Below are 12,054 nucleotides of genomic sequence, written 5' to 3'. Positions count from 1 at the left end.
CATGGCTCTCACCCAGCACGACATCGGCCAGGAGATCGCGGCCGAGCACGCCGCGTACGAGAAGCGCGTCGCCGAAGGCGCCCCGGTCGAGCACCATCCGCGCCGCGACTACGCGCCGTACCGCTCCTCGGTGCTGCGCCACCCCAAGCAGCCGCTGGTCGCCATCGACGTCAGCAAGGACCCGGAGCTGGTCGAGCTGGCCTCGCCCGCGTTCGGCGAGCGGGACATCACCGGGGTCGACAACGACCTCACCCGGCAGCACACGGGCGAGCCGATCGGCGAGCGGATCACCGTCTCCGGCCGGCTGCTCGACCGCGGCGGGCGGCCCGTGCGCGGCCAGCTCGTCGAGATCTGGCAGGCCAACTCCGCGGGCCGCTACGCCCATCAGCGCGAGCAGCACGACGCCCCGCTGGACCCCAACTTCACCGGCGTCGGCCGTACGCTGACCGACACGGACGGCTTCTACCGGTTCACCACGATCCAGCCGGGCCCCTACCCGTGGCGCAACCACGTCAACGCCTGGCGTCCCGCGCACATCCACTTCTCGGTCTTCGGCACGGCGTTCGCGCAGCGGCTGGTGACGCAGATGTACTTCCCGAACGACCCGTTGTTCCCGTACGACCCGATCCTCCAGTCCGTGACCGACGACGCGGCCCGGCAGCGGCTGGTCGCCGCCTACGACCACGGTCTGTCGGTGCCGGAGTTCTCGCTCGGCTACCACTGGGACATCGTGCTGGACGGCCCGCACGCCACCTGGCTCGAAGAAGGACGCTGACCTGCCATGACGAAGATCGACACGAGCAGCCCCGAGAACGTGCCGCCCACTCCGTCGCACACGGTGGGCCCCTTCTACGGCTACGCGCTCCCCTTCCGCGGCGGCGAGGAGATCGCGCCCCTGGGGCACCCGGACACCGTCACCGTGCACGGTTACGTGTACGACGGCGAGGGGCGGCCCCTGCCGGACGCCCTGGTGGAGGTGTGGGGACCCGACCCGGACGGCAACCTGCCCGCCGTCGACGGCTCGATGCGGCGCGATCCGGCCTCCGGCGACCACCTGGGCCGCAACGGCGTGGAGTTCACCGGCTTCGGCCGCATCCAGACCGACGTCGACGGCCACTGGTACGCGCGGACGCTGCGGCCCGGCGCGCGCGGGCGGAACGCCCCCTACCTCAGCGTGTGCGTGTTCGCGCGCGGACTGCTCGTGCACCTGTTCACCCGGATCTACCTGCCGGGTGACGAGGCCGCGCCGGCCGCCGACCCGCTGCTCGGCGGGCTGGACGAGGAGCGGCGCGCCACGCTGATCGCCGCGCGGGAGGACAGTGGGGCTTACCGTTTCGACATCCGCCTTCAGGGCGAGGGCGAGACGGTCTTCCTGGAGTTCCGGTGACACCACCTGCCGCTGATCCCGCCGCCGTCGGGCCCGACGTCGGCCTGCTCGGTCCGGGCTGGGCCGGCTCCCCCGCCGCGTCCGTTACGAGCGACTTGGCCTATCTGCAGGCCTTGCTCGAAGCGGAGGCGGCGCTCACGCGGGCCCAGGCCGCGCTCGGACTCGCCCCGGACGGGGCGGCCGAGGCGGTGACCCGGGCGGCCGATCCGGGCCACTTCGACGTGCGGTCGCTCGCGGAGCGCGCCCGCGGCGGCGGCAACCCGGTCATCCCGCTGGTCGCCGACCTCACCGAGGCCGTGGGCGAGGAGTACGGCCCCTACGTCCACCGGGGCGCGACCAGCCAGGACATCATGGACACGGCGACGATGCTGGTCGCCGTGCGCGCCCTGGACCTGATCCTCGCCGATCTGGCCCGCACCGAACAGGCGCTGGCCCGGACGGCCGCGGCCCACCGCGACACGGTGATGCCGGGCCGGACGCTGACCCAGCACGCCGTGCCGACGACGTTCGGCCTGAAGGCGGCCGGGTGGCGGTCCCTGGTGCTGGACGCCCGGGACCGGATCTTCAGGGTGCGGGGCTCCCTGCCCGTCCAGCTCGGTGGCGCGGCGGGGACGTTGGCGGCCTTCTCCGCGTACGGCGCCGAGGACCCGACCGCGCTCGTCGCCGCCTACGCCCATGAACTGGGCCTGTGCGAGCCGCTGTTGCCGTGGCACACGCTGCGCACTCCGGTCGCCGACCTCGCGGGATGCCTCGCCTTCGCGTCCGGGGCGCTGGGCAAGATCGCCGCGGACGTGCTGGTCCTGACCCGCACGGAGACCGCGGAACTCGTCGAGGGCAGCGGCGGCGACTCCTCCGCCATGCCGCACAAGGCGAACCCCGTGCGGTCCACGCTGATCGCGGCCGCCGCCCGGCGTGCGCCGCACCTCGCGGCCACCCTCCACGGGTCGCTGGCGGCGCAGGACGAACGGCCGCCCGGCGCCTGGCACGCGGAGTGGGAGCCGCTGCGGGAGTTGCTGCGGCTCGTCGGCGGCGCCGCCCGCGACGCCGCGGAGCTGACCGAGGCGCTGCGGGTGGACGCGGACGCAATGCGCGCCCATCTCGGGCTGACCCATGGGCTGATCGTCTCCGAGCGGCTGTCGGCCGAGCTGGCCCCGGCGCTCGGCCGGGCGCGCGCGAAGGAGCTGCTCACCGAACTCGCCCGGCACGCCTACGCGGAGAATCGCAGCCTCGGTGAACTCCTGGCCGAAGAGCCTGAGTTGAAGGAGGTGAAGAACTTGGGCGAACTCACCGACCCGGCCCGTTACACCGGCTCCGCCGGAGCCCTCACCGACCGTGCCCTGGAGCGACGTTGACTCTGCACCACCTTCTCGAAGGCCCCGCCTCCGCTCCCCCGCTGCTGCTCGGGCCGTCCCTCGGCACGTCGTACGCGCTGTGGGACAAGGCCGCCCCCGAGCTGGCGATCTCCCACCGGGTGGTCCGCTGGGACCTGCCCGGGCACGGGGGTTCGCCTGCCGCGCCGATCGGGCCCGGCGCGACCGTCGGCGACCTCGCCGGACTGGTGCTGGCGCTCGCCGACTCGCTCGGCATCGAACGGTTCGCGTACGCCGGGGTGTCGCTGGGCGGTGCCGTGGGTCTGCACCTCGCCGTGCACCACCCCGAACGCGTCGACTCGCTGGCGGTGATCTGCTCGTCGGCCCACTTCAACGGCGCCGAGGCGTGGCGGGAACGGGCGGAACGAGTCCGGCGCGACGGGCTGGAGTGGCTGGCCGAGAGCGCCGACGCCCGGTGGTTCGCCGGTGACTTCACCGTGCCGGAGCTGGTCCGGGACCACCGGGAGGCCGACCCGGAGGCGTACGCCGCCTGCTGCGACGCGCTGGCCGCCTTCGACCTCACCGACCGACTGCCGGAGATCGGCGCGCGCACGCTGCTGGTCGCGGGCCGCGAGGACCCGGCCACCCCGCCCGCGCATCTGCGGCAGATCGCCGACGCGGTGCCCGGCTCCGCGCTGGTCGAGATCCCCGGCGCCTCGCACCTGGCGCCCGCGCAGTGCCCCGAGGCGGTCCTGGAGGCGCTGCGCACCCATCTCCACGGTGCTCCCCGGCGGGGCATGGAGGTGCGCCGCGAGGTGCTCGGCGACGCGCACGTCGACCGGGCGCAGGCCCGGCAGACGCCGTTCACGGCCCGTTTCCAGGACTTCATCTCCCGCTACGCCTGGGGCGAGATCTGGACCGACCCGACGCTGAGCCGCCGCGAGCGCAGCCTGATCACCCTGACGGCGCTGATCGCGCACGGCCACTACGACGAACTGGCCATGCACGTGAGGGCGGCCCGCCGCAACGGGCTCACCCCCGACGAGATCGGCGCGGCGCTGCTCCAGAGCGCCGTGTACTGCGGGGTCCCGGCGGCGAACTCGGCGTTCGCGGTGGCCCAGCGGGTGCTGGCGGAGGAGTCGGACGAGGGGTGAACACGGGTGCCCGGACCGGTCCTACGCCGGGGTCTGGTCCAGCCCGTGTTCCGACTCCAACAGCCGTGCCGCCCGTTCCGCCAGGCCGTCCGCTCCGCACGACCGGGCCAGGGCCAGGCCACGGCCCAGTTCGGCGGCCGAGCGCGAGACGATGCCGAACTCGACGCGGGCGACGGCGTGTTCGTACTGGCAGGGGGACGCCTCCAGGTAGGCGACGGCCTGGGCGGCCAGCCGGACCGCGCGCTGGCCGGTCTCCAGGGCCGCGGCGCAGCGCAGGGCCTCTCCTATGGCGGTGTCGGTGCCGAACCGCTCGGCCTGGCGCCGGAGGTCGGCGACGAGCCGGCCGGCCCGCTCGGGGTCTTCGGCGGCGAGCGCGCGGGCCAGGTCGGCCGCCCAGGGCACCGTCACCGGGTTCTGGTGGCCGCGGGCGGCCGCCGCCTTCTCGGCCGCCTCCAGTTCGTTGACGCCGTCCTCGGTGCGGCCGAGGGCGAGCAGCAGCCGGCCGCGCACGCTGTGCGGATCGGGCAGCACGATCGTGGAGGGGTAGGGCGGCGCGAAGGCGTGCTCTTCGGCGACCTCCCAGGCACCCTCGACATGGCCGCGGGCGAGCAGGGTGTCGACGAGGTTGCAGGTCGCCGTCCAGTACAGGGGCAGTCCGCGGCCGACCCGCTCGGCCAGGCGCAGCGACGCGCGCAGGGACTCCTCCGCCTCCCGCAGCCGGCCGCGCCTGCGGTGCCCGAGGCCGACGTAGGCGTGCGCGAGGGCGAGATGGCCGCCGCTCCAGCCGGCGGTCTCGTAGGCGCGCAGGGCCTCGGTGTAGAGGGTCTCGGCGCGGTCGAGGCGGTCGCAGTAGGCGTAGGCGCTGGCGAGCATCAGCAGCAGCTCGATGCCCCACTCGGTGTCGGTCCAGCCGAGTCCGGGTGCGAGGCGGCCGTTGACAAGGGCCCGGTCGCACATCTCGACGACCTCCTCGGCGCTCTCGCCGCGGGTCATGGCGTCGAAGCCGCGCAGGATCAGCAGGGCGCGCTCGGAGTTGTCGCGTCCGGTGCAGCCCGCGGCGAGCGCGGCGAGGCGCTCGGAGCGGTCCGGGGAGCTGGTCCCGCCGGTGTACAGGCCCTCCCACATGTACTGCACGGCCTGCAACCGCATCCGGGTGGGCCCCGGCGCGTGGCGGGCGGCCTCCGCCTCCACCGTGCGGACGGCCTCTTCGAGCTGGTCGTTGTGGAGCAGGGCCTGGGAGAGCCGCCACACGGCGTCCACGCGGGTGGGTCCGTCCAGGCCGGGCATGGCCAGCGCCCGCTGGAGGTGCTCGATGGTGGTGGCGGGCGCGGTCAGCAGCGTGGCGCAACCCAGCTCGTGGAGCACGCGCGCGTGCGTGCCGGGCGTCGGCGGCTCCAGCAGGGCCCGCTCCAGGCAGCGGCGGGCCGCGTCGGACGCGCCCACGGCGAGGTGTTCACGGGCCGCCTCGCGCAGTTGCTCGACGAGTTCCTGGTCGTCGTCCGGGTGGACCCGGAGCAGGTGCCGGGAGGCCGCGGCGGCGCCGAACCCGGAGTCGGCGACCACCTGGGCGGCGATGCCGTGCATGGCGGTGCGCAGGGCGTCCGGGATGGAGTTGTAGACGTCGGTGGCGATCAGCGGGTGCAGGAACTCCAGCTCCTCGCCGCCGTCCCGGGCGGCCGCCGGGTCCGGCTCGGTGAGGATGCGGGCGCGGCGGAGCAGTTCGGCGCAGCGCGCGGCGTCGTCGCGGGTCATGGTGGCCAGCCGGGCGACGAGCTCCACGGAGATGCCGGTGCCCAGGACCGCGGCGGCCCAGGCGAACCGGGTGGCGTCTATGCCCAGTTCCTCCAGGCGGGCGACGAGGCCGCCGCCGCGGGCGGAGCGGTTCAGGGCGCGCAGTTCGGCGGCCCGGGCCTCGACCGGTTCGAGTTCGCTGTCACGCACCTTGGCGAGCAGTTCGACGGTCTCGTACGGGTTGCCGCCGGTGACCGCCCACACCTCGCGGCAGAACGGGGCGTCGGCGTGCGGGCCGAGGGTGGCGCGGGTGAGTCCGGCGGTCGCGTCCGGGGTCAGGGCGTTCAGGGCGTGCACGCCCGCGGCGGCGACGGCCGCGTCCAGGCACCGGGCGCCCTCGCCGCCGATCCCGCCGGGCCTGCGGGTGACCACGAGCAGTACGGGCAGGTCGTCGAGGCGCTCGGCGAACGCGGCGAGCCAGCGCAGGGTCTCCACGTCGGCCCAGTGGGCGTCGTCGATCAGCAGCACCAGCGGCCACTCGCGCTCGGCGAGCCGGCGCACGGCGGCCACCAGGCCGTCGCACACGCCCTGCGGGTCGGCCTGCCCGTCCCGGGGCTCCGCGATGCCGAGGGCGGGTCCTGCGATGTGGTACCAGTCGCCGAGGTACTCGCGGGCCTCCTCGGGCATCAGCGACAGGAGCGCGGGCTGGAGCAACTGCCGTACGACGTTGAACGGGACGGAGCGCAGGGTCTCGCCGGCGCGCGCCGACCACACCGCGCAGCCGCGGTCCCGGGCGATGCGGCGGGTCTCGGTGAGCAGGGCGGTCTTGCCCAGGCCGGCCTCGCCCTCCAGGACCAGCAGTCCTCCCGGGGACGCGCGGTCGGCGCACAGGACGTCGATCGCGCGTACGACGGCGGTGAGTTCCTCGTCACGCTCCCACAGCGAGTCCGAGGCGGCCGTGCCCGGCCGTACCTCCGTCATCCCGCTACCTCCCCAAGTCGCCCGACGGCGTGCAGACTTCGAGCGTAGCCCCCGAGCGTCCGATGCGGTGACCCGTCCTCGTACGCTGTTGCCTTGTCGGGTGACCTGCGGTAGAGGGACGCCGCGGGGAGCGTGACCGGGGTCCTCTCATCCGGCTTTCACCGACGCCTCATACGGTAGGCACATGACGCAGGTGACTCCTCCCGGGTGGTACCCCGACCCCGGGCAGACAAGTGACGGCCCCGCCACCGAGCGCTGGTGGGACGGCAGGGCATGGACGGACCAGACCCGTCCCGTCGGATCGGCCGCCGTGTGGGGTCCCCCGGCGCAGCAGGCGGCCCAGCACCCGTACCCGGGCTACCCGGGGCATCCCGGGTACCCCGGCCGGCCTCCCGCCCCCGCGCGGCGCGGCCTCCGGATCGGCATCGCCGTCGGGGTCGCGGCCGCGGTGCTGGCGAGCATCGGCGTCGGCGTGTACGCGCTGGCCCACGACGGCGGCGGCAAGGACGGCCGTGCCGGGTCCCGGCAGGGGCGGGACGGCCGGGGCGGCGGCGAGGAACGCGACCCCTTCGGCGGCCCGGGCGGACCCGGCGGCTCGGGCGACTCCGGTGGGTCCGGCGGCTCCGGTGGGTCCGACGGCGGCCCGTCCGGGGCGCCGAAGATCAAGAGCGGCTCGGTGACCGACGCGGCCAGCGGCATCAGCCTGCCCATACCCGACGGCTGGTACGGCCAGGAGTTGGGGGTGGGCGCCCAGGTCACGTCGGACAACTCGTACAAGTGCCCGGGCGACACCTCCAAGAGCTGCACGAAGGGCGGTGCCTACTCGGCCCCCGCGCTCGTGCTGGGCGTCCGCGGGAACACCCCCGAGGAGGTCGCCAAGGCCGACATCGCGGCGAACGCCGAGGACTCCTACGGGGGCGAGGCCTACGGCGGGATCACCTCCCACGAGGTGCTGGCCTCCAAGGCGGTGACCGTGGCCGGGCAGAAGGGCTACCTGGTCCGCTGGAAGGCCGTCACCAGCAAGGGCGCCGACGGAAACGTGGAGTCGCTGGCCTTCGCCTCGCCCGGCGCCTCACGGCAGCTGATCGTCGTCCGCTTCGGCGTCGACGTCGGGGAGCCGCAGTCCGTCATCGACGACATCACCCGGGGCATCGAGGCGGCCTCGGGCGGCGGCAGCGGCCAGAGCGTCTGAGCCCCCGCCCGGACCGTGACCGGGCATACCCCGCCCGGACGGCATACGGCGGCCGGGCGAGGTACCTCTCCGCTCCAGAGGTACCCCGCCCGGCCGGGGGTGCGCGCCGCCCCCGTCCCCACGGTGCGGCGCGGGCAGGTCACCGCCCGGTCATCCCGGGGACGGTGGCCTGAGTCGTGAACCGAGGCCCAGTGCCGGCAGCACGGCGGCCTCCAGGAACCGGACCACGTAGTCCGGGTCGGCGTACTGCCCCTCCAGGACGGGCCGGACGCGCAGGACGCCGAAGAGCTGCGCGGGCACGAACTCCAGCGCCGGGTTGTCCGCGGGCACCTCGCCGCGTTCCACCCCGCGCCGCAGGATCTCCCGCAGCGCGGCGATCTCCGGCTCCACCAGCGTCTCGCGCAGCGCCCGCTTCAGCTCGGGGTCCAGGGTGATCGCGTGTCCGAGCGCCTGGAGGAGGCGGGTGTCCCGGCCCGACCACTCGCCCACGGACCGCGCGACCCGCCGCAGGTCCTCGGCGAGCGAGCCGGTGTCGATGCCGGCGAAGCGGCAGCGGCCGCTGGACCGCAGGGCCGCCGCCACGAACTGCGGCTTGGTCCGCCACTGCCGGTAGAGCGTGGACTTGCTGCACCGGGTGGTGGCTGCGACGCCCTCCATGGTGACGGCGTCATAGCCGCGCTCGCGGATCTGTTCGAGCACGGCATCGAAGAACTCCTGCTCACGCTCCGGCGTGAGCTTGGAGCGGCGCGGGGCGACAACCGTCTCCGGCTCGTCCGCGGCCTGCGATGTCATCGCTGCGCTCCTCACTCGTGTCCCGGGAGTTCAGGCCCGGCTCGGGGCCCGCTCTCCGCTGTGGCGAAGGTCCATCGATACGACAGTGTACCGGTACGCATGCGTATCGGTACACTGTCGTATCGGTACGCTGCCGTGTCGATGTACCGAACATCCATAGGGGTGTGGGCCCAGGCACTTGCACAGATACCGACGCAGGCGCGAACAGCACCACCAGCAGCACCCCACGCACCACCGTCACGAGAGGTCCGGGCATGACATCCCGAAGCGAGGCCGCCGAAGCGGAGCCCGACGGACCGGCGCGGCGCCCGCCGACCGCCGGGTCCCGCCCGGCCGAGGGACACACCCCGGCGGGGGCGGCCCGGTGAACGCCGCCCTGACGGCCGTGGTGCTGTCGCTGTTCTCGGCCGTCGCCTACGCGACCGCCGCGGTCGCCCAGGAGCGGCTCGCCGCGCGCACCCGCGGAACGGGCGTGCGCGGACTGCGCCGCCTGCTCCGGGCCGGCGCCTGGTGGTGGGCCGTCGCGCTGAACGGATCGGCGGCCCTGCTGCACGTGGCGGCCCTGAAGTACGGCCCGCTCACCGTGGTCCAGCCGCTCGGCGCGCTCACCCTGGTGGCCGCCGTGCCGCTGGGGGCGCGGATGGCGGGGCGGCGGGTCGCGGCGGCCGAGTGGCGGGGCACGGCGTGCACGCTGCTCGGACTGGCCGTCCTGCTCCTCGCGGCCTCCGGACCGGCCCCGGTACGCGTGCTCAGCCCTCTGGAGGCCCTGTCGGTCGCGGGCGCCACGGCCGTACTGATCGGCGCGCTGTCACGGCCCGGGGCGCGGCCGGGCCTGCGGCACGCGACCGCGTCGGGGGTCGCCTCGGGCGTGGCCTCAGCGCTCACCCAGACGGTGACGGTGGCCGCCACGGACCATTCCGGCCCCCTGCTCAGCGCCCGCGTCATCCTGGTGGCGCTGCTCGTCGCGGCCTTCGCGACCGGTGGCCTGCTGCTGTCGCAGACCGCCTACCGGGACGGGCTCGGCGCCCCGCTCGCGGTGCTGACGCTGACCAACCCGGCGGCGGCCGCGCTGATCGGGCTCACCCTGCTCGGCCAGGGACTGAAGGGCGGTGCGACGGGCGCGCTGCTGGCGTCGGCGGGCGCGGCCCTCGCCTCCTGGGGGGTCGTGATGCTCTCGCGGGCCACCCCGAGGCCCTCGGACGCGCACCACGGACCGGGTGCGGTGCGCACCGTGCCGGGCGGCGACCCGGACCATCCGGTGGTCGCCGTGCTCGCCCTGGAGACGGAACCGCCCGTCCAGGAGCGGCCCGTCCAGGAACCGGCGCCGCCGTCCCGGCCGCTGGGGCCGGGACACCTCACCCCGTTGTGACCGCCGCTCAGTTCCAGCCGCGCGAGTCCTGCTTGAGCGCCGTGTCGACGGTCAGCGCCGTGGCGACCACCAGGCTCAGCAGCGGCTCGGGCAGTTGGTAGTGGATCTGGAGCACGTAGTTGTCGGCGGTCGTGAACATCGTCTTGGCCAGGCCCTCCCAGGTCTTGGTGATCCGGGCGACCTCGTTGTCGGCGTGGTCGACGATGGCGAAGTTCCAGGCGCGCCAGTTCTCCGCCTTGATGGCGCCGACCTGCTGCCCGTTCGCGTTCATCGCGAAGTTGATCTTGCCGAAGACGTTCTGCTGAACGATCTCGCCGACCTCGGAGCCGTCCGGACGGGACACCACCACGCGCGACTTGAAGACCTTCGCCGGCCGGGTGAGCACCAACTGGGGCGTGCCGTAGGCGTCGCGGATCTCCAGCCTGTGCGTCATGAACTGGTCGAGGCTGGAGACGAACCGCATCGCCTTCTTCAGCGCGCTCTGCCCGATCTCGGTGACCGCGCCGATCCGGTTGCCGTTCTGGTCGAAGACGTCGTACTCGTTGGTCAGCTCGATGAGTTTGACCTTCTGGTTCACCACCAGCACCGGCTCGCTGAACAGGGAGCCGCCCCCCTGGGCGCCGGGAGCGACCCCGGCCTGGTGCTGCACCTGCCGCTGCACGCGCGGATCGGGTGCGGCCTGCTGCGGCGGCACCTGCGGCGCGCCCTGGGCCTGCGGGTCGGCGTGGGTGTGCTCCGTCCACTGGGAACCGTCCCAGTAACGCAGCGTCCGGGCCGCTCCGTGCGGATCCGGGTACCAACCTGCCGGTGTGTTCGCGTACGTACTCACCGGCGCACACTACCGCCGGGCCGACCGGCCCTACGCCCGCGAGTGACACACCTCACACATTGATACTGCGGATTCCGGGCAACCCTTCACCGCTCCCGGCGATCTCCTTTGCGCATACACCTACCACTTCTGTTTTCGAGGTTCGCATGAGGATTCGCCGTTCCCTGGCTCTCGCAGCAGCCACAGCAGCCATCGCACCGGCCGTGCTTCTTGCGGCCCCCGCCGCCTTCGCCTCGGTGCCGTCCCCGACGGCCGCCGATACGACCGTCGGTGAGAACGAAACCGACTCCCACGAGTCCAACGACCCCGGCAAGACCGCCGAGTCGACCGATTCGACCGAGTCCAACGAGTCGAACACCTCCAACAACGAGGAGTCGAAGCCCGGCGAGGAGGCGGACCCGTCCGGTAAGAAGCTGGCGTCCGGCGAGGAGGAGAAGTCCGGCGAGGAGGCACCTCCCGCCGGCGGTGAGGACACGGCCAAGCCCACGGCCACCGCGCCCACTCCCTCCGCCTCGCCGTCGCGCGGGCCGCAGCAGTGCAAGGACAGCGAGGAGCCGAAGTTCGACAAGAACCTGCGCACCAGCCTGACCGGCCTGCCCTCGAAGGTCGTCGCGGGCAGCGGGTTCCACAACTTCAAGCTGAACGTCAAGAACACCGGCAGCAACTCCTACAAGCGCGTCGACATGGGCGTGGCCGCGCAGCTCGTCGACGACAAGAGGTTCACCGACCAGACCCGCCATCTCACCCTGCAGTACAAGGACCCGGCGTCCGGCACGTGGGAGAACATCTCCCAGGACGCGAAGGACCCGGCCTACGCCTACGTCGCCTACACCGACATCAAGGCCAACGAGTCCTTCTCCGTCGACCTGCGGCTCAGCGTGGACGAGAAGGCCCCGTCCGGCGTCGGCGTCACCATCACGATCGGCATGTACGCCGACGACAAGGGCAACTGCGTCTACGCCACCGACAAGGACTACTACCTGTTCGAGGTCCTCGCGGCCGGCACCAGCGCGGGCAACCCGCCCGACGCCAAGCCGCAGGGCGGCAGGAAGGAACTGCCGGCCAAGCCCGTCGGCGACCGGCAGATCGTCCCGCAGGGCCACCTCGCCGAGACCGGCTCCGACTCGGCGCTGCCGATGATCGCGCTGGCGGGCGGTGCCGCGGTCGCCGTCGGCGCGGGCGCCGTGTTCGTGGTGCGCCGCCGCAAGGCCGGCAGTGGTGCCACCGCTGCCTGATCCGCGTCCCTGACGCACTGAGGCAGCCGAGACACGAGGGCCGCACCCGCAGGAGCGGGTGCGGCCCTTCGCCG

10 protein-coding genes are annotated in these 12,054 nt (G+C 73.8%); 7 read left to right on the top strand and 3 right to left on the bottom strand.

Going from position 1 to position 12,054, the window contains the following annotated elements; genetic code table 11:
• Position 1 precedes the first annotated feature (1 nt).
• The 4 genes from pcaH to pcaD are packed head-to-tail and all read left to right on the top strand — an operon-like array spanning position 2 to position 3,851.
• Complete coding sequence (pcaH, locus tag ACF09J_RS12405) at positions 2-775, top strand: protocatechuate 3,4-dioxygenase subunit beta (RefSeq protein ID WP_392305343.1); 774 nt, start codon at positions 2-4, stop codon at positions 773-775.
• Between the two features lie 6 nt (positions 776-781).
• The gene (gene pcaG, locus ACF09J_RS12400; RefSeq protein WP_392305342.1) at positions 782-1,387 is read left to right on the top strand and encodes a protocatechuate 3,4-dioxygenase subunit alpha; all 606 of its coding nucleotides are present in this window, start codon (positions 782-784) and stop codon (positions 1,385-1,387) included.
• On the top strand, positions 1,384-2,739 hold the full coding sequence (gene pcaB, locus ACF09J_RS12395) for a 3-carboxy-cis,cis-muconate cycloisomerase (protein ID WP_392305341.1): 1,356 nt from the start codon (positions 1,384-1,386) through the stop codon (positions 2,737-2,739). Before pcaG ends, pcaB begins: the two co-directional genes overlap by 4 nt.
• Positions 2,736-3,851, top strand: a complete 1,116-nt coding sequence (gene pcaD / locus ACF09J_RS12390; RefSeq protein WP_392305340.1) for a 3-oxoadipate enol-lactonase — start codon at positions 2,736-2,738, stop codon at positions 3,849-3,851. Before pcaB ends, pcaD begins: the two co-directional genes overlap by 4 nt.
• 21 nt (positions 3,852-3,872) lie before the next feature.
• Here pcaD and ACF09J_RS12385 read toward each other — a convergent pair whose 3' ends face one another.
• Positions 3,873-6,563, bottom strand: coding sequence for an ATP-binding protein (locus tag ACF09J_RS12385; RefSeq protein WP_392305339.1), 2,691 nt, complete (start codon positions 6,561-6,563; stop codon positions 3,873-3,875).
• A gap of 184 nt (positions 6,564-6,747) precedes the next feature.
• Between ACF09J_RS12385 and ACF09J_RS12380 the strand changes: the two genes are divergently transcribed.
• Positions 6,748-7,755 carry a DUF2510 domain-containing protein gene (locus tag ACF09J_RS12380; protein ID WP_392305338.1) on the top strand — a complete coding sequence of 336 codons (1,008 nt, stop codon included), beginning with the start codon at positions 6,748-6,750 and terminating at the stop codon, positions 7,753-7,755.
• Positions 7,756-7,905: 150 nt separating this feature from the next.
• Here the strand turns inward: ACF09J_RS12380 and ACF09J_RS12375 are convergent, their stop codons facing one another.
• The gene (locus ACF09J_RS12375) at positions 7,906-8,547 is read right to left on the bottom strand and encodes a TetR/AcrR family transcriptional regulator (protein WP_392305337.1); all 642 of its coding nucleotides are present in this window, start codon (positions 8,545-8,547) and stop codon (positions 7,906-7,908) included.
• 364 nt (positions 8,548-8,911) lie between these two features.
• On the opposite strand from ACF09J_RS12375, the gene ACF09J_RS12370 reads away from it, so the two are divergent.
• Positions 8,912-9,916 carry a hypothetical protein gene (locus tag ACF09J_RS12370; RefSeq protein ID WP_392305336.1) on the top strand — a complete coding sequence of 335 codons (1,005 nt, stop codon included), beginning with the start codon at positions 8,912-8,914 and terminating at the stop codon, positions 9,914-9,916.
• 7 nt (positions 9,917-9,923) lie between these two features.
• Here the strand turns inward: ACF09J_RS12370 and ACF09J_RS12365 are convergent, their stop codons facing one another.
• Positions 9,924-10,745 carry a phospholipid scramblase-related protein gene (locus ACF09J_RS12365; protein WP_392305335.1) on the bottom strand — a complete coding sequence of 274 codons (822 nt, stop codon included), beginning with the start codon at positions 10,743-10,745 and terminating at the stop codon, positions 9,924-9,926.
• A gap of 203 nt (positions 10,746-10,948) precedes the next feature.
• Here ACF09J_RS12365 and ACF09J_RS12360 point away from each other — a divergent pair, with 203 nt between their 5' ends.
• Entirely contained in the window at positions 10,949-11,980 is a 1,032-nt protein-coding gene (locus tag ACF09J_RS12360) for an LAETG motif-containing sortase-dependent surface protein (RefSeq protein WP_392305334.1), read from the top strand.
• Positions 11,981-12,054 lie beyond the last annotated feature (74 nt).

Origin of the sequence: Streptomyces sp. NPDC014889 (assembly GCF_043081205.1) — a bacterium.
Taxonomy (GTDB): Bacteria; Actinomycetota; Actinomycetes; order Streptomycetales; family Streptomycetaceae; genus Streptomyces.
This window is presented reverse-complemented; position numbering and strand designations above follow the sequence as displayed.

Bases quoted from the DNA above. Each gene is read 5' to 3' on its own strand.
- pcaH (WP_392305343.1), top strand. From the start codon at position 2: ATGGCTCTCACCCAGCACGACATCGGCCAGGAGATCGCGGCCGAGCAC.
- pcaG (WP_392305342.1), top strand. From the start codon at position 782: ATGACGAAGATCGACACGAGCAGCCCCGAGAACGTGCCGCCCACTCCG.
- ACF09J_RS12385 (WP_392305339.1), bottom strand. From the start codon at position 6,563: ATGACGGAGGTACGGCCGGGCACGGCCGCCTCGGACTCGCTGTGGGAG.
- ACF09J_RS12380 (WP_392305338.1), top strand. From the start codon at position 6,748: ATGACGCAGGTGACTCCTCCCGGGTGGTACCCCGACCCCGGGCAGACA.
- ACF09J_RS12375 (WP_392305337.1), bottom strand. From the start codon at position 8,547: ATGACATCGCAGGCCGCGGACGAGCCGGAGACGGTTGTCGCCCCGCGC.